Source organism: Amycolatopsis cynarae (assembly GCF_026802195.1).
In the GTDB taxonomy this organism is placed as follows: domain Bacteria; phylum Actinomycetota; class Actinomycetes; order Mycobacteriales; family Pseudonocardiaceae; genus Amycolatopsis_E; species Amycolatopsis_E rhizosphaerae.
This window is the reverse complement of record NZ_CP113836.1, coordinates 3464491-3480892: the sequence shown is the minus strand read 5'-3', so window position 1 is coordinate 3480892 and position 16402 is coordinate 3464491. Positions and strand designations below refer to the sequence as shown.

At 71.8% G+C, this 16402-nt stretch carries 14 protein-coding genes; 5 read left to right on the top strand and 9 right to left on the bottom strand.

Features of this window, described 5'->3' with window-relative positions; translation table 11 throughout:
• Positions 1–3189 (bottom strand): bifunctional cytochrome P450/NADPH--P450 reductase, encoded by a 3189-nt coding sequence (locus ORV05_RS16720; protein ID WP_268759431.1) that lies wholly within the window; start codon positions 3187–3189, stop codon positions 1–3.
• Positions 3190–3380: 191 nt separating this feature from the next.
• Between ORV05_RS16720 and ORV05_RS16715 the strand changes: the two genes are divergently transcribed.
• The 3 genes from ORV05_RS16715 (at position 3381) to ORV05_RS16705 (ending at position 5433) form a co-directional block, all read left to right on the top strand.
• Positions 3381–4034: a LuxR family transcriptional regulator gene (locus tag ORV05_RS16715; protein ID WP_268759430.1), complete on the top strand. Its 654-nt coding sequence runs from the start codon at positions 3381–3383 to the stop codon at positions 4032–4034.
• A gap of 230 nt (positions 4035–4264) precedes the next feature.
• Positions 4265–4492 carry a hypothetical protein gene (locus ORV05_RS16710; protein ID WP_268759429.1) on the top strand — a complete coding sequence of 76 codons (228 nt, stop codon included), beginning with the start codon at positions 4265–4267 and terminating at the stop codon, positions 4490–4492.
• 161 nt (positions 4493–4653) lie between these two features.
• Positions 4654–5433: a three-helix bundle dimerization domain-containing protein gene (locus ORV05_RS16705; RefSeq protein ID WP_268759428.1), complete on the top strand. Its 780-nt coding sequence runs from the start codon at positions 4654–4656 to the stop codon at positions 5431–5433.
• Positions 5434–5750: 317 nt separating this feature from the next.
• Here the strand turns inward: ORV05_RS16705 and ORV05_RS16700 are convergent, their stop codons facing one another.
• The 8 genes from ORV05_RS16700 to ORV05_RS16665 form a co-directional block, all read right to left on the bottom strand.
• Entirely contained in the window at positions 5751–7937 is a 2187-nt protein-coding gene (locus tag ORV05_RS16700; protein WP_268759427.1) for a phosphocholine-specific phospholipase C, read from the bottom strand.
• A 435-nt stretch (positions 7938–8372) separates the two neighbouring features.
• On the bottom strand, positions 8373–8567 hold the full coding sequence (locus ORV05_RS16695) for a ferredoxin (RefSeq protein WP_268759426.1): 195 nt from the start codon (positions 8565–8567) through the stop codon (positions 8373–8375).
• Between the two features lie 27 nt (positions 8568–8594).
• A complete protein-coding gene (locus ORV05_RS16690) occupies positions 8595–9809 on the bottom strand; it encodes a cytochrome P450 (protein WP_268759425.1) in 1215 nt (404 codons plus the stop codon).
• 16 nt (positions 9810–9825) lie between these two features.
• Positions 9826–11013 (bottom strand): NAD(P)/FAD-dependent oxidoreductase, encoded by a 1188-nt coding sequence (locus tag ORV05_RS16685; RefSeq protein WP_268759424.1) that lies wholly within the window; start codon positions 11011–11013, stop codon positions 9826–9828.
• Positions 11010–11210: a ferredoxin gene (locus tag ORV05_RS16680; protein WP_268759423.1), complete on the bottom strand. Its 201-nt coding sequence runs from the start codon at positions 11208–11210 to the stop codon at positions 11010–11012. Before ORV05_RS16680 ends, ORV05_RS16685 begins: the two co-directional genes overlap by 4 nt.
• A gap of 23 nt (positions 11211–11233) precedes the next feature.
• On the bottom strand, positions 11234–11875 hold the full coding sequence (locus tag ORV05_RS16675; protein ID WP_268759422.1) for a TetR/AcrR family transcriptional regulator: 642 nt from the start codon (positions 11873–11875) through the stop codon (positions 11234–11236).
• The gene (locus ORV05_RS16670; RefSeq protein ID WP_268759421.1) at positions 11872–13074 is read right to left on the bottom strand and encodes a cytochrome P450; all 1203 of its coding nucleotides are present in this window, start codon (positions 13072–13074) and stop codon (positions 11872–11874) included. The genes ORV05_RS16675 and ORV05_RS16670 overlap by 4 nt, the downstream gene beginning before the upstream one ends.
• A gap of 161 nt (positions 13075–13235) precedes the next feature.
• Complete coding sequence (locus ORV05_RS16665; protein ID WP_268759420.1) at positions 13236–13898, bottom strand: TetR/AcrR family transcriptional regulator; 663 nt, start codon at positions 13896–13898, stop codon at positions 13236–13238.
• Positions 13899–14355: 457 nt separating this feature from the next.
• On the opposite strand from ORV05_RS16665, the gene ORV05_RS16660 reads away from it, so the two are divergent.
• Together ORV05_RS16660 and ORV05_RS16655 are read left to right on the top strand one after the other, a co-directional pair.
• A complete protein-coding gene (locus ORV05_RS16660; RefSeq protein ID WP_268759419.1) occupies positions 14356–14886 on the top strand; it encodes a rhodanese-like domain-containing protein in 531 nt (176 codons plus the stop codon).
• A 163-nt stretch (positions 14887–15049) separates the two neighbouring features.
• A complete protein-coding gene (locus ORV05_RS16655) occupies positions 15050–16378 on the top strand; it encodes an enolase C-terminal domain-like protein (RefSeq protein ID WP_268759418.1) in 1329 nt (442 codons plus the stop codon).
• Positions 16379–16402 lie beyond the last annotated feature (24 nt).

Below are 16402 nucleotides of genomic sequence, written 5' to 3'. Positions count from 1 at the left end.
TCAAGCGGCGTAGACGTCTTCGACGTAGCGGCCGCTCGTGATCATCTCGTCCAGCCAGGCGTCGGCGCTGGGGCCGTTCGGGCCGTGCGCGGCGCGGATCGCCTGGAACGCCGCGCGCACTCCGGGCGCCATGTACCGGCCATCGCCGCACACGTAGACCTTCGCACCCGCGGTCAGCAACTGCCACACTTCGGCGGCCTCGGCGGCGATGCGGTCCTGCACGAAGCGGCGGCCGTTCACCGGGGACTCGCTGAAGGCGGGACGGAGCGAGACCGCGCCGGCTCGTTCGGCCTCGTGTAGTTCCTCCGCGTGGAGGAAGTCGGCCTCCGGCGCGTCGCAGCCGAAGTAGCACAGGGCCGGGGCGAGCCGGGCACCGTTTTCCACGAGCGCGCGACGGTCGGCGATGGCGCCGCGGAAGGGGGCCAGACCGGTCCCGGCGGCGATCATGATCACCGGGGTGTGCTCGTCGTGCGCGATGCGGAAGGCCTCGCGGCACGGCTGGACCCGGGCGAGCACCGTGTCACCGGGCCGCACCGCGTTGAGATACCCCGAGCCCGTGCCGCGGAAGGTGCCGCGTCCCGACCGGGCGGGCGCCCGCAGCAGCGACACCATCAGGTCGGCGTGCCGGGGCCCGGCCGCGGGCGAGGAGGAGATCGAGTAGTGCCGCGGCCGAATCGGGGGCAGCAGGTCCAGCAGGACGGGCCAGGTGAGGGCCTCGCGCAGGGCGGGATGGTCCTCGACGACGTCGAGCAGGGTGCGTTCGTCCGGCCGCTCCGCCAGCGCCCGCAACGCTTCGCGCTCGGGCGGGCAGGGGTTGAGCCCGGCGAGGGTGCGCAACTGCCCGGCGGTGGGCCGGTCCTGCAGATCGACGTGCCGGGTGAACAACTCCCGCACCGTCACCGGCCGGTCGACGGCGAGACCGTCACGGCGGGCGCGGGTGGGGACGATGCCGAGGACGGTGCCGGGATCGACGCCCAGCACACGGGCCGCCCGCTCGACGAGAGCGGGATCGTTGGCCGGGAGCACGGTGAGGTGGTCCGCGGTGCGGTAGGTGACGCCGTCGGGCAGGGCCAGCCGGACGAAGCGCTTGACCCGCGGATAGGCCGGGTCGGTCAGGCTCGCCACCTCGGTGACGGTCATCGGGACCATTCCGTGGCGGGCGGCCGCCGCGTCGAGCGGGCCCCCGGTGATCTCGGTGACGGTGTACGCGGCGTCGTCCCGCGGCTCGGGGGCCGCTCCCGCGGTGGCGGGATCACCGGCGTGCTCCAGCAGTGCGGTGCGCAGCCGCTCGGTGAAGGAGCCGACCGCCCCGGTCAGGTCACCGGAGGCGTCCCCCTCGGCGCGATCGAGCAGGCGCGTGCCGCCGAGGGCGGCGAGCCGCTCGTCGATGAGGGTGGGAATGCGCTGGTAGGTGGCCGACCAGTTCCGGTCCCCGACGCCCAGCACGGCGTAGGTGACTCCGTCGGCCGCGCCCGGCTCGGCCTCGCCGAGCCATCGCACGAAGGCGGCCGCGTCATCGGTGGGCTGCCCGTTGTAGGAGGCGGCGGTGATGACGACCGGACAGTCGGTGGGCAGGGCGCCGAGGTGGTCGTCGAGCGGCGCGACGGTGGTTTCGCAGCCGAGTTCCTCCGCGGCGTCGGCGAGCCGCTGCGAGAAGTCGCGGCAGGTGCCGTAGTTCGAGCCGTGCAGCAGCAGCACGCCCGTGCCCTGGCGGACGCGGGTGGGCAGGCCGCTGTCCGGTTCGGGTGCCGTGGCCGACGGTGCGGTGGTGGCCGGGGAGACGGTGCGGTCGGCGGCGGTGCGCCGGACGAGCCCGAGGGTGAAGCCATCCGGCTTGATGGTCAGGGACTGCTTGACGTGCAGGCGGTAATCGGCGTGATCGACCAGCCGGTAGCGGTGCACCAGCATCCCGAGCAGCATCGTCGCCTCGTGCAGCGCGAATTGCCGCCCGATGCAGGCCCGTTCGCCGGTGCCGAAGGGCTTGAAGGCGTGGGGTGAGCGCGCCGCCTCCGCTTCCGGGGTGAACCGGGCGGGGTCGAACAGTTCGGGGTTGTCGCCCCACACCGGGTCGCGGTGCAGCATCGGGGTGATCACGCTGACGGACTGCCCGGCCCGCACCGGGATGCGCCCGCCGAGCAGCGTGTCCTGGCGCGCTTCGCGGCCGAAGCCGGGGGCGGCGGGCCACAGGCGCAGCGTTTCGTTGAGCACCTGCCGCGTGTAGCGGAGGCGGCCGACGTCCTCGTACGACGGTTCCGGGTCGGCGGTGTCGCCCCACAGCGCGTCGACCTCCGCCCGCACCTGCTGCAGGACGGCCGGGTGCTGGGTGAGGTGGTGCAGGGCGAAGGCCAGGGTGCCGGAGGTCGTCTCGTGCCCGGCGATCAGGAAGGTGATCACCTGGTTGCGGATGTTCTCCCGGTCCAGCGTCGTGCCGTCGGCGGGGTGGACGGCTTCGAGCATCAGCCCGAGGAGGTCTTCGGCCGGGCCGCCGGAGCGGGCCCCGCCCGCCGTGCGCGCCGTGATGACCTCGTCCACGACGGAGTTCAGGAACGCGGCGTCGGCGCGGAAGGCTTCGTCGACTTCGCCGTAGTCGACGCCGGGTACGCGGAAGAGCCGGTGCATGGCCCAGTCGAGGCAGCGCACCATGGCCTCGACGAAGGGATGCGGTGCGTCGCCTTCGAAGGAGCCGAAGTCGAACCCGAACCCGGCCAGGCCGATGGTGTCCAGGGTCATGCGGGTCATGTCGCCGGGCACGTCCACCGGCGTCCCGTCCGCCGCGTGGCGGTCCCACGCGGCGATCAGCCGCCGGGCCACGCGCAGCATCACCGGGTGGTAGGTGCGCATCGAACCGAGGGCGAAGGCCGGCATGAGGATGTCGTGGGCCTTGGCCCAGTTCGGTTCGTCGTTGAGGGCGGTGAACAGCCCGTCGCCGGCGAATTCGCGGACGTTGTGCAGCGCCGGGGTGATGGCCTTGGTGAACCGCTGTTCGTCGGCCAGTTCGGTGACCAGGTCCAGGCCGCTGACGAAGAGGATCTCGTGGCCGTGGCGGCGTTGCACGAAGGCGGGCCCGAGCAGGCGGGCTTGTTCCATCAGCCGCAGGACGGGTGCGCCCGCCGGGGGGAGCTCGGAGATGTCGATGACGGGGATGCCGTCGCGAGTCTCGCCATGGGGCGAAACGAGCGTTTCGGTCATCGGAATTCTCCCTGGGGAGTAGGTGGTGTTGGGACCGTCGCCGTGGCGGCGGGTTTCCTCCACCCTTCCGCCGCGCCGGGGGCCGCACCGGCAGCGCCACTACAGGAACGTGTAGCGTTCACCTCGGCTTCGGACTTGTGCCCTCACACCCGATGCGGTAGGGCCGCGAAATCCGGGAAGAGGAAGAGCCCATGGCGGGGAACGGACGGCGCCCGGAAGACGAGGCGGTCTTCTGGCGCAACCGGACGGTCGCCCTGTTCGACCGGATGCCCATGCCCGTCGCGTTCTGCGACGCCCACGGCACGATCCTGTCCGCGAACTCCGCCATGGCCGCCGAATGGGGCGTGCTGCCCGGCAGGCTCGAGGGGCGCTCCGTCCTCGAGTTGTTCCACCCCACCACCGGACTGCACCCCATCGCCGAAGCCGTGCGGTTGCGCCGCAGGTCCCGCTATCCCGTCGAGGTTTCCTGGACCGGCGGTTCCGGTGCCGAACGCCACGGGGAGATGACGGTCGACGTGGTCAGCGACACCCCGGGCGCCCCGCTGCACCTCCTGCTTCTGCTGCGTGTCCTGGACGAACCCGGGCCCGCACCCGCGCCCGAGGGCGGCCGGACCGGCGTGAACGAGCGGGAAGCGCGCATCCTGGCCCTGGCCGCGGGCGGGTCCACCACCGCCCAGATCGCTTCCGCCCTCGGCCTGACCGTCGACGGTGTCAATTACCATTTCGGGCGACTTTCCCGGCGCTGGGGGGTGACCGGCAAACCGGCGCTGGTCGCCCGGGCCTACGTCGCGGGCGTGCTGGACCCGGCCGCCTGGCCGCCCGAACCCGCGGATCCCGCGCCCTGACCTTTCGGCACGCCGCCAACGGCAGGTGGGGTCCTTCGGCCCTGGCACCCCGGCCCGCCGATGGGGTGGACTCTTCACGGACTGGTTCTTCGGATTCTCGAGGCGGACGGCCGGCGGTTTCGCCGGGTGTCCGGGGTGGGAGGGTGCCGGTGGTCTACGCGTGGGACAGAGCGTGGGACAGACCGCCGGCCCGGCGCCGGTCCCGCCCTCCCGCCGGGAACCATCCGGTCGTGGTGCTCGTGGACGGGCGAGCGGTGGCCGTGGTCTCCACGTATTTCGTCTCCGCCGCGCTGCGCTTGCACAGCCTCGCGGAGCTGACCGAATTCCGCTGCCCGCGCTGTGACCGGCACCAGGAATGCGCCTTGCTCGGCAGCGCGGGTGAGGAGTTGCTGTGCCCCGGCTGTTTCGGCCAGTGCGGGGTGGATGGGAAAGCGCTTGCCCGAACCGAAGGGCTGTGAGTTCCTTCACCGCCGCCGCATCCGGTTCGGCGGCCGCTATTACCGTGGCGGGAGGGAACGGGGAATCCCCTGCGGTGGGGACGGCGCTTGTGGACGCCACCGCGGGACACCAGACTTGGTTCGCCGCGTCGAGTCGCGGCATGAAGGGGAATCGGGGAGTGATGACGACAACTCTGGCCTCGCCGCAGGACCGTCTGTCGCGATTGGACCGGCGGATGCGGCGGCTTGAGGCCAGGCTCGCGGGCGGGCAGGATCTGGTGGGACCCGAGGTCCTGCACGACTGGGTCGAACAGGCCCGGTCGAAGTTCGACGGAGCCGCCGTCACCGACTTCGTACCGGTGCTGATCGAGCGCGAGGTGCGGCGGCGGCTGCGGGCCACCCAGGGCGAGGTGGACCTGGTGGCCTGGGCCCGCGAGACCGCGCAACGCCTGCTGGCCACCGAACTGTCGCGGAGGTGGGCGCACACGCAAGGGGTGGCACGCCAGGCCGCCGCGGTCGCCCCGGCGCTGCCGCCGCGGGACCGGCCGGTGCTGGTGGCTTCGGCGTGGCTGCACGACATCGGCTACGCCGCCGAACTGGCCGAAACCGGGATGCACCAGCTGGATGGGGCCGCTTTCCTGCTGCGGCAGGGGATACCGCGGCGGATCTGCGCGCTGGTGGCCCACCACGCCGGGGCGTCCGCCGTGGCGGACCTGATCGGCCTGTCCGGGCGGCTCGCCGGATACGCCGACGAGCACACCGCCGTACGGGACGCGTTGTGGTACTGCGACATGACGACCAGCCCGGACGGCGAGCCGGTCTCGTTCACGAAGCGGATGGCGGAACTGCGGGCCCGGCGCGGCCCGGACGATCCGGTGGTGCGGGCGCTGGCGGCCAACGAGAAGGAACGGGCGGCCGCGGTCCGTCGCACCGAGAAACTGCTGGCCGCCGCGGCGGCCTGAGTCCGCGCCTTGTGTCCCACCCTCCGGCACTTGTGTCCCACGCTTGGGGTGCGTTTCAAAGCGGCGGAGCCGCTTGCCGTGGGCTGTCAGCTGGCACCACCGCGGGTTCTGACGTGGTTCCTCGCGAGGAAAGCTCCGACGTGGTGAATTGGCATTCATGAGGAGGAGATCCCACAGCGAGGGACCACGTCAGGTTCCGCCACCCGCACCGCCACGCAAACCACTTCGATACAGGTCCTAGGCGAGTGAGTTGCCCCTTTCGGTCGTCTGGGGCGCCCTCAAGGCCAACCTTGAGGGCGCCCCAGACGTACCGTGCGTCAGCCGGAGACGCTGTCCCGGCCGTCTTCGAGGTGGCCGACATAGCGGCGGGACCAGGAGCGGTCCCCGGCGAGGGTGACCGACAGGTCGTACCACCCGTGGGCGGTCGCGAGCGGGTCCACCACGTGCGTCGAGCGGCCGCGCGGGGGCACGCGGTAGGTCCGGGCGCGTTCGCTCGAGTAGTTGTTCGGCGCGACGGTGAACGTCACCGGTTCCGTGCCGTCGTTGACCAGTTCGAGCATCAGCCGCGGCCTCGGGCCGAACCCGCCCCGGTAGTACTCCGCCTTCACCTGCGCCGTCTTCCCGGCGGCGGTGAGGTCACCGGTGAAGTGCCGCAGGAAGCGGTTCGGGCCCACCACGGTGAGGTCGTAGGCACCGGAGGTGATCGCGACCGAACCGGGCACGGCCTCCCGCGACGGCTCGACCGTGTACTGCCCCGGGAACTTGGCCGGGTAGTCGGCCAGCGACGGGGCGGGCGCGGCGTTGTCGTAGACGGAGAAGTGGCTGGCCTTGCGGACATGCGGTCCGGCGTTGCCGAAGGACAGGTTCGCCCGCACCGATCCGTCCGCCCCGAAGGTGAACCCGTCGAGGTTCGCGTTGGGCTGGTAGGGCAGCGCGCGGGCAGGCCGGGCGCCCGGCTCCTGCCTCGGCATCTGGTTGCTCGTCGCCGGCGGGTGGTAGGAGCCGCCCTGCGGGTCGCCGAGCACCGTGGTCGCCGGGAGTTCCGGCAGGCCGTACACGGGGGAGTCGAAGTCGAAGGCGCCGGTCAGGTCGCCGCAGACGCCGCGCCGCCAGGCACTGATGTTGGGGCAGACCGCCGGGGTGCCCAGCGCCTCGGTCCACTTCTCGAGGAACTGGATCACCGAGGTGTGGTCGGAGACCTCGGAGGTGACCCAGCCGCCGCGCGTCCACGGCGAGATCAGCAGCAGCGGCACACGGAAGCCGAGGCCGACCGGCATGGGCTCCTTGACGCCGTAGCTGGTGAGGGTTCCCGAGGCCTCGTAGTAGAACTCGTCCTTGGTCCCCGGGGCGGGCACGGGCGGCGGCACGTGGTCGAACTGCCCGTCGTTCTCGTCGTAGTTGATGACCACCAGGGTGGAGTTGAACACCTCGGGATCGGCGTTGAGCGCCTGCAGTACGCCGTTGACGAAGTAGGCGCCGTCGTTCGGTGCGCCGTCCGGGTGCTCGGAGAAGGCCTGGTTGGTGACCACCCACGACACCTGGGGGAGCCGGCCCGCGAGCACGTCCGCCCTGATGGCGTTGGCCAGGTTGTCGGCGTTGCCGGTGATCCCGGTGACCGGCTCGGGGACGGTGGCCACGCCGTTGTCGTAGAGCACGTTGCCCGGGGCCGGCGTGCCGCCCTGCTCCGGGTCGTACTTGGCGAAGGAGGCGAAGTACTCCAGGCCGTTGTCGCCGTAGTTGTCGGAACCCTGGTAGACCCGCCAGGAGACACCGGCCTTCTGCAGGGTCTCGGCGTAGGACTCCCAGAGCAGGTTCCGGCCGATCTCGTCGCCACCGCTGTAGGCCACGAAGTCGCTGTACTTCTTCTGCGCGTCGATCGTGCCGCTCCACAGGTAGGTCCGGTTCGGACCGGTGGCGCTGAGCACCGAGCAGTGGTAGGCGTCGCCGACGGTGTAGGCGTCGGCGAGGGCGTAGTGGAACGGGATGTCGTCGCGGTTGAGGTAGCCCAGCGTCGTCGGTCCGTGCTTGGCGAACACCCAGCCGTTCATCAGGCCGCCGTACCAGGCGCCGTGCTGGTCGTCCCAGCTGTGCGCGGTGCCGCCGTAGCCCTGGGCCCCGGTTTCCGCGCTCGGCGGCTGGTGCCCGGCGGGGTAGGCCGTGGCCGGGGCGTCGCTCAGGCGCCAGGGGTACTGCGTGCCCGTGACCGGCGTGCCGGGCGCGGAGGTGGGCTGCTGGAACACCGACAGTCCGCCGGGCAGCGTGATGGTCGACCGGTCGGCGAAACCGCGAACGCCCCTGAGGGAGCCGAAATAGTGGTCGAAACTGCGGTTTTCCTGCATCAGGATCACCACGTGCCTGATGTCGCGGAGATCCCCGTGACGCTCGTGCCTGCGCTCCTGCTCGGGGGAGGCCTGGGCGTCGGCGCCGGGCAGTGCGGCGCCCACCGCGGCGCCGGTCACCGCCGCCGCGGCGCCGAGGAAACCTCTTCGGGACAGATCGGACATGGACTGTACCTTCCGTGTGGTGGACCGACCGCCAGACGGTAGGTCCACCGGGCACTGTCCGGGCTAACGCGAGCTGAACGGCGGCCGACGCGGGCACGAATCATGAACTATCTTCACAATTCCCCCGAAACGCCCGTCTCATTCCACTGTGGACACATGCCACGCCGGTGCTGGGAAGCGTGGGGACGAGGCTGTGAGGGGTCCCCTCACGGCAGTCGTTAGGACAGGGGAACGGCACTGCTGGGACCGGGGGCGTGCCCTCAAGGTGGGCTTGAGGGCGTTGATGCCCCTGAAGGCGACCTTCAGGGCATCCCGCCCCGGCCCCGAGCGTGGGACTCGCCGGCGGACCCGAGCCGACCGGACTTTGCCGGGGCACTGGCCGTATTGGCCGTGAGGGGGCCCCTCACGGCAAGGCAGCCGCGAGGGGCACCGGGCCTACTCCTCGAGGGTGATGGCCAGTGCGGGGCAGACGGTGGCCGCGTGGCGGACGTCCTCCGCCTGCCCGACGGGCGGATTGGTGTTCAGCAGCACGACGATGCCGTCCTCCTCGCGCTGGTCGAACACCTCGGCGGCGGCGACCACGCACTGGCCGGAGGCGACGCACTTGTCCTGATCGATGGTGACCTTCATGGGAACCTTTCCGGGAAGCGGTGGACGTCACCAGGTGACGGGGAGTTCGTAGACGCCGTAGACGGATCCGTCGTGCTTGAACGGGATCCGCTCGACGTCCGTGGCGAGGCGCAGCGTGGGGATGCGCCGGTAGAGCGTGCTGTAGACGACGTGCAGTTCGAGCCGGGCCAGCGGCTGGCCGAGGCATTGGTGCACGCCGAAACCGAACGCGACGTGGTGGCGGGCGTCGCGCGTGAGATCGAGACGGCCGGGGTCGGGGAAGGCTTCCGGGTCGCGGTTGCCGAGGTCGGCGGCCACGATGATCCCCTCGCCCGCCCGGATGGTCTGCCCGGCGACGTCGATGTCCTCCCGGGCGACGCGGCGCCTGCCATTGTGCGTGATCGTCAGGTAGCGCAGCAGTTCCTCCACGGCGGAGGTGACCACCCTGGGGTCGTCGCTGTCGCGGAGCAGCGCCAGCTGGCCGGGGTGTTCGAGCAGGGCCAAAGTGCCCAGCGCGATCATGTTCGCGGTGGTCTCGTGACCGGCGATGAGCAACAGCACACCCATCTGTGCCGCGTCCTGCCGGGTCAGTTCCCCGGCCCTGATGCGACCGGCGAGTCCGGACAGCAGGTCCTCGCCGGGGTCGGCGAGTTTCTCGCCCAGGAGACGGTCGAGGTATTCGGTCAGCGCGACGGAGGCGGCCATCCGCTGTTCCGGCGTTGCGCCGCGCTTGATGATGATCTTGCTGTTGCGCTGGAAGAAATCGTGGTCGGCATAGGGCACCCCGAGCAGCGCGCAGATCACCAGCGAGGGCACCGGCAGCGCGAACTCTTCGACCAGGTCGGCCGGTTTCGGCCCGGCGAGCAGGGCTTCGATGCGCTCGTCGACGATCTTCTGCACGGCCGGGCGCAGGTTCTGGACTCGTTTGATCGTGAAGGGAGCGGTCACCATGCGCCGCAGGCGGGCGTGCCCCGGATCGTCCATCAGGATGAAGCTGATGCCCGGTCCGCCCGGCCGCACCGGCACCGGCGACGGGTAGCCGGGCCGGTGGACGTCGGCGCTGACCCGGGGATCGGACAGCAGGGCGCGGCCTTCGGCGTAGCGGGTCACCAGCCAGGGGGTGCTGCCGTCCCACAGGCGGACCCGGGTGAGCGGTCCCTCCCGCAGCTTCGCCAGGCCCTCCGGCGGCGGGTCGAAGGGGCAGCCTGCCGCCCGGGCCATCGGGAAGTCCGGGAGTCCGGTGGGATCGAGGGTGCTGGTCATCGGTTCCTCCTCGTGGTCAAGGGGTTTGCGTGGGCAGGGGCGGTGCGCCGCCGATCTCCCCGCGGCGCTGGCGGGCCTGTTTCGGCATCTTCCAGCCGAGGACGCCGGTGACCACCCCGTCGCGGTGGTACCGCGCGACGAACCGGCGCCGTGCCGGGTCACCGTCCACAATGGTTGTTTCGGCCCCGGCGGGAAGCACGCCGTGTACCTGGATCCTGGCATCGAACTGGTCGGTCCAGAAGTAGGGCACGGGTGTGTAGGGCCGGTCCTCGCCGAGGATGGCGCCCGCGACCGCGATGGCCTGCTCCGTGGCGTTCGTGCGGTTTTCCAGCCGCAGCAGCGTGCCGAGCCGCTCGTGGTACCAGCGGGCGATGTCCCCGGCGGCGTAGATTCCTTCCGCCGCACGGCATCGGGAGTCGCACACCACGCCGTCGTCCAGCCGCAGTCCGCTGTCTTCGAGCCATTCGGTGGCCGGGGTGGCGCCGATGGCCACCACGACCAAGTCGGCGGGCAGCACCTCGCCGGTGTCGAGCCGGACGCCGGTGACCCGTCCGTCGCCCGAGGTCAGGCCGGTGACCCCGCTGCCGAGCCGCAGCCGGACCCCCTGCTCGCGGTGCAGTTCGGCGAGCAGGTCCGACACGAGCGGCCCGACCTGGCCCGCCAGCGGCGCCCGCTGGGGCCCGGTCATGGTGACGTCCAGACCCAGGGTGCGGGCGGTGGCGGCGATTTCGCTGCCGAGCACGCCTTCCCCGACGACCACGAGCCGCGAGGACGCCGTCAGGGCGGCCCGCAGGGCGAGCGCGTCGTCGAGCGTGCGCAGCACGTGCACCCCGGCCAGCCCGGCCTGACCGGGCAGCCGCCGGGGCCGCAGGCCGGTGGCCACCACGACCGTCTCGGCGGACAGGACCCGCCCGGACGCGGTGGTCACGGTGCGGGACGCCGCGTCGAGCGAGGTGGCGGGGTCGCCGAGAACGAACTCGGCGTCCAAAACGGACAGAGCGTCGGCCGTGCGCAGCCGGGCGCGTTCCGGCTCCCAGGTGCCGGAAAGGACCTCTTTGGACAGTGGCGGCCGGTCGTAGGGCTGGTGCGGCTCCTCGCCCAGCACCGTCACCCGGCCCGAGTAGCCCTTGCGGCGCAAGGCTTCCACCGTGGTCAGCCCGGCCGCGGAGGCGCCCACCACGAGGACGCCTTCGGTAGTGCTCACGCATCCTCGCTCAACGCGATGGCGGCGGCGGGGCAGACACTGGCGGCCTCGCGCACCGCGGGGTGCAGTGCGGGCGCCGGTCCGGCGTCGAGCAGGATCACGATCCCGTCCTCGTCGCGCTGGTCGAAGACCTCGGGCGCGAGCAGCACGCACTGCCCGGCGCCGCAGCATTTCTCTTCGTCCACGGTCACTTTCATCGTCGGTCCTCCCAGGGAAACGGTCACGGACCCTCCGTGACCGGGGCGAGCCACAGGCCGGTGATCGCGTCGATCAGGCCGGTGGCCGCGTCGTGCCAGCCGGCCCGGGCCGTGGGGGCGCCGTCGGCCAGCGCCCGTTCGCGTTCGGCGGGCACGTGCACCATCAACTGGCGTGCCATGTCGTTGCGCTCGGCCCGCACCTCGGGTGGCAGGTCGGGCAGGCAGGGCCTGAGCCCTTCGACGGCGTGCACGAGCGACGGCGAGCCGAGCGACTCCTCGGCCATGACCGCGCGCAGCACGGGATCGGTCATCACCTGTGCCGAAAACCGCGCGAACCAGCTGGGGGTGCCGAGGGCGTCCAGGTGCTCGGCGGTCGGGCGCACCAGGCAGGCCACCCAGTCCCGGATCCGGCGGGAACCCCGCACCTGGGCGATCATCCGCTCCCGGATCCGGTCGATCTCCCGGCTGTGCCCGCGCACGATCGCGCGGACCAGGTCGGTCCTGCCGCCGAAGTGGTAGCCGACGGCCGCGGTGTTGCCCTGCCCCGCCGCTTCGCTGATCTGGCGGTTCGACACCGCGTACACCCCGCGTTCGGCGAACAGCCGTTCCGCCGTGGTGAGGATGAGCTCGCGGGTCGTCGCGCCGCGCTCGGCCCGCGCGGTCACCACCGCACCGGGACCTCGCGGAGCCCTCCGACGGCCAGTCCCTCGAGCCGGTGCAGCTCCTCGACGCCGACAGCCAGTTCGAGCGAGGGGAGCCTGCGCAGCAGCACGTCGAGCACGGCTTGGAGTTCGGTGCGGGCCAGCGCCTGGCCGAGGCACGAGTGCGCGCCCGCCCCGAAGGCGAGATGGGGATTCGGGGTGCGGGCGAGGTTCATCTCGCCGGCACCGTCGAAGGCGCGTTCGTCCCGGTTGGCGGACCCCATGCTGCACACCAGCGTCGTGCCCCCGGCGAATCGAGTACCGGCCACCTCGGCTTCCTCGGGGATGTAGCGCGGCATGCCGAACCCGGCGTTCGCGTCGAAACGCAGCGCCTCCTCCACCGCGCTGCGCACCAGCGACCGGTCCTCGACCAGGCTTTCCCAGCGACGCCGGTCGGCCAGCAGCAGGGCGACCATCTTGCCGATCATGTTCGCGGTCGTCTCGTGCCCGGCCACCAGCAGGGCCTGGCCGGTGGCCACCAGTTCGGTTTCGGACATCGGATCCTCGCCGTGGGCCAGCTCGCTGAGCAGGTCGTCGCCCGGTTCGGCACGCTTCTCCGCGACGAGGGCCGACATGTACGCGACGAACTCCGACTGGGCCTGCTGCACCTCTTCGTCGGTGTAGCGGGTCAGGTTGAGCAGCGTGTCCGACCAGTGGGCGAACCGGTTCCGGTCGGACTCGGGAACACCGAGCATCGTGCAGATCACCCAGACCGGGAGCGGAAAGCCCAGCGCGGCCTTCAGGTTCGCGGGAGCGCCCTGCGCCAGCATCTCGTCGATCAGCTGATCGGCCATGGCTTCGATGCCGGGGCGCAGGGCGGCCATCCGCTTGGCCGTGAACCACCGGGAGATCCGCCGCCGCCACCGGAGGTGCTCCTCGCCGGACTGCGGCAGCGCGGTGGCCATCTCGCTGTTGAACACCCCGCCGGACTTGTTCGCGGAGATGCGGGCGGCATCCGGGGAGCTCCGGGTGAACCGCGGATCGGAGAGGACCTGCCGGACGTCGTCGTACCGCGTGAGCAGCGTCGCCTCGTCCCCGCTGGGAAGCGTCACCGTCGCGACCGGGTATCGCTGCCGCAGTTCGGCCCACTCCGCGGGCGGCTCCAGCGCGCCGGGGCTGGGAATCGGGTAGGCGAGCTTGTGCGCGCCCTCGTCGTGGCTCACCGCACATCCTCCTCGAACTAGGTCCTGATTCTGTGACCAGCTAACCGGGCCCGAGACCCTAAGTCAAGCGATTGATTTAAGTGCTGGGACTGTGGCCGTGAAGGGTCCCTTCACAGCCGATTCGACCGTGAAGGGGGCCTTCACGGCACACCCTGGGCTGGTTAGTTCGCCCCGGTGACCGGGGCGAGCCAGAGACCGGTGATGGCGTCGACGAGGCCGCTGCTGGCATCCCGCCAGGTGGCGCGCGGCGTGGGCGTGCCCTCGGCGAGGGCCCGCTCACGTTCGGCGCACATGTGGACCATCAGCTGACGGGCCATGTCACCGCGCTCGGCGCGGACCTCGGACGGCAGGTCGGGCAGGCAGCGGTCGAGCCCGGCGACGACCTCGTGGAGCGAGGGGGAGCCGAGCGACTCCTCGGTCATGATCCGGCGGAACCCCGGATCGGTCATCACCTGTGCGCCGAAGCGGGCGTACCAGGTGGGATTGCCCAGCGCGGCGAGGTGTTCGGTGAAGGGGCGGATCAGGCAGCCGACCCAGTCGCGGATGTCGGTGGACCCGGCGCACCGGGCGACCATCTCCTGGCGCAGCCGCTCGATCGGTTCGGCGTGCCGCCGCACGATGGCGCGGACGAGATCGGCCTTGGTGCCGAAGTGATAGCCGACGGCGGTGTTGTTGCCCTGGCCCGCCGCCTCGCTGATCTGGCGATTGGAGACGGCGAACAGGCCGTGCTCGGCGAAGAGCCGTTCGGCGGTGGTGAGGATGGCGTCCCGGGTGGCGCTGACCCGCTCCGCCCGGGTGGTCCTGCCGGTCGCGGTGCCGATCATGACCTCCTCGCCTGACGATCCGGATCCGGTTCCGTGACGCATGGTACGCGTCGCCGTGAGGGGCCCCGCACGGTCGATAGGGCCAGGGCCTCGGCAAAGTCCGGTCGGCTCGGGTTCGCCGGGTGAGTCCCACGCTCGGGCCGGGGCGGGATGCCCTGGAGGTCGCCTTCAGGGTCATCAACGCCCTCAAGGCCACCTTGGGGGCACGCCCCAGGTCCCAGGTAGTGCCGGCCGGGGAGGGCGGGCGGGGCCGGGAGGCGTTTGACCACTGTCCAAGGCTTGGCTACCCTGGCGGACGGATACCCCCATAGGTATAGAGCCCGGAGCGAGTGCGACCCGCCGCCCGGCGGGGTGTCCGCGAGTACCCGTCCCCACTTTTTGCGAGGCCATCATCACTACCATCGACTCTTCCGCGCGACGTACGGAAAACCTCGGGCCCGCGGGCCTCGGTGAGCTGATGCGGGGCGAGAACGCTCCGCGGCTGCTGGACGTGCGATCCCCGGGCGAGTTCCAGACCGTCCACATCCCCGGCTCGTACAACGTGCCGCTCGACACGCTGCGCGAGCACCGCGCCGAACTGCTGCACCACCTGGACCACGAGGTCGTGCTCATCTGCCGCTCCGGCAACCGCGCCGCACAGGCACGGAAGGCCCTGGCCGAAGCCGGGCTGGAGAACCTGCGCGTTCTCGAGGGCGGAATCCTCGCCTGGGAGGCGGCGGGCCTGAGTGTCGTGCGCGGCAAGCCCCGCTGGGACCTCGAACGCCAGGTGCGGCTCGTGGCCGGTTCCCTGGTGCTGGTCACCGGGCTGGTCGGCCTGGTCGTCCCGGGCGCGCACCTGATCGGTACCGCGGTCGGTGCCGGGCTCGTCTTCGCGGCGGTCAGCAACACCTGTGCCATGGGCATGATGCTGTCCAAGCTCCCCTACAACCGCGGTCCGCGGACGGACATCAAGACCGTCATCGCGTCGCTCACCGACGAGCGGCCCTGATGGCACGGCGGTGACGGCCGCGCCGGGGCGCGCGGGCGTCACCGCCGTGCGCCGGGGGTATCGGCCGATGCGCGATCGGTGTTGGACGTGCGTCGCGCGGCTGCCCTAGCGTCGGCACCGCCCGCGCCGCCGAGTGCCGGGCCCGACGCGCGGAGGAAGGTCCATGCCCGGTACCCCCCGAGTCACCGCGATGCGTGTCGTCCCCGTCGCCGGCGAGGACAGCATGCTGCTCAACCTCAGCGGAGCCCACGGACCCTTCTTCACCCGGAACCTGGTGATCCTCACCGATTCCGACGGGCGCACCGGAGTGGGCGAGGTCCCCGGTGGCGAGCGCATCCGCGGCACCCTCGAAGAAGCCAGGGAACTGGTGCTCGGCCGTCCGGTGAGCGCCTTCCACGCCGTGCTCGGCTCGGTCCGGTCGCGGTTCGCCGACCGGGACGCCGGCGGCCGGGGCGGGCAGACCTTCGACCTGCGGATCACCGTCCACGCGGTGACCGCGATCGAGGCCGCCCTGCTCGACCTGCTCGGGCAGTACCTGGAAGTGCCGGTCGCGGACCTGCTCGGCGACGGCAGGCAGCGTGACCGGGTCCCGGTGCTGGGATACCTGTTCTATCTCGGTGATCGCACGCGCACCGGCCTGCCCTACCGCGACGAAAGCGGCAGTGCGGACGAGTGGTTCCGCGTCCGCGGCGAGGAGGCGCTCACCCCCGAAGCCGTGGTCCGCCTGGCTGAAGCCGCCGAAGCGAAATACGGGTTCCGCGACTTCAAGCTCAAGGGCGGTGTGCTGCCCGCCGGGCAGGAGGCCGAAGCGGTGCGTGCCCTCGCCCGGCGTTTCCCGGGCGCCCGCATCACGCTCGACCCCAACGGTTGCTGGCCGCTGGCGGAGGCGGTGCGGATCGGCCGCTCGCTGCGGGAGGTGCTGGCCTACGCGGAGGATCCGTGCGGTCCGGAGGGCGGCTACTCGGGCCGGGAGACCATGGCGGAGTTCCGGCGGGCCACCGGCCTGCCCACCGCCACCAACATGATCGCCACGGACTGGCGGGAACTCGGGCACGCCGTGCGCGCCCAGGCGGTCGACATCCCGCTCGCCGACCCGCACTTCTGGACGCTCCACGGTGCGGTGCGGGTGGCCCAGCTCTGCGCGGCGTGGGGCCTGACCTGGGGTTCGCACTCCAACAACCACTTCGACGTCTCGCTCGCCATGTTCACCCACGCCGCCGCCGCGGCACCCGGCGAGATCACCGCGATCGACACCCACTGGATCTGGCAGGACGGGCAGCGCCTGACGAAGCGGCCGCTTCAGATCCGCGGTGGCGAGATCGCGCTGCCCCGGCGGCCCGGCCTCGGCGTCGACCTGGACCCGGACCGGGTCGAACTCGCGCACGAGCGTTACCTGCGGCACGGGCTCGGGGCGCGCGACGACACGGTCGCCATGCGCCGCCTGGTGCCGGACTGGACCTTCGATCCGAAACGCCCCTGCCTGGACCGGTAGCCATGCGGGCAGGTGCCCGCACCG

What these genes read in the sequence shown, in the direction of transcription:
- ORV05_RS16655 (WP_268759418.1), top strand. Translation starts at nt 15,050, where the DNA reads ATGCCCGGTACCCCCCGAGTCACCGCGATGCGTGTCGTCCCCGTCGCC.
- ORV05_RS16715 (WP_268759430.1), top strand. Translation starts at nt 3,381, where the DNA reads ATGGCGGGGAACGGACGGCGCCCGGAAGACGAGGCGGTCTTCTGGCGC.
- ORV05_RS16690 (WP_268759425.1), bottom strand. Translation starts at nt 9,809, where the DNA reads ATGACCAGCACCCTCGATCCCACCGGACTCCCGGACTTCCCGATGGCC.
- ORV05_RS16660 (WP_268759419.1), top strand. Translation starts at nt 14,356, where the DNA reads ATGCGGGGCGAGAACGCTCCGCGGCTGCTGGACGTGCGATCCCCGGGC.
- ORV05_RS16665 (WP_268759420.1), bottom strand. Translation starts at nt 13,898, where the DNA reads ATGATCGGCACCGCGACCGGCAGGACCACCCGGGCGGAGCGGGTCAGC.
- ORV05_RS16705 (WP_268759428.1), top strand. Translation starts at nt 4,654, where the DNA reads ATGACGACAACTCTGGCCTCGCCGCAGGACCGTCTGTCGCGATTGGAC.
- ORV05_RS16720 (WP_268759431.1), bottom strand. Translation starts at nt 3,189, where the DNA reads ATGACCGAAACGCTCGTTTCGCCCCATGGCGAGACTCGCGACGGCATC.
- ORV05_RS16680 (WP_268759423.1), bottom strand. Translation starts at nt 11,210, where the DNA reads ATGAAAGTGACCGTGGACGAAGAGAAATGCTGCGGCGCCGGGCAGTGC.
- ORV05_RS16700 (WP_268759427.1), bottom strand. Translation starts at nt 7,937, where the DNA reads ATGTCCGATCTGTCCCGAAGAGGTTTCCTCGGCGCCGCGGCGGCGGTG.
- ORV05_RS16695 (WP_268759426.1), bottom strand. Translation starts at nt 8,567, where the DNA reads ATGAAGGTCACCATCGATCAGGACAAGTGCGTCGCCTCCGGCCAGTGC.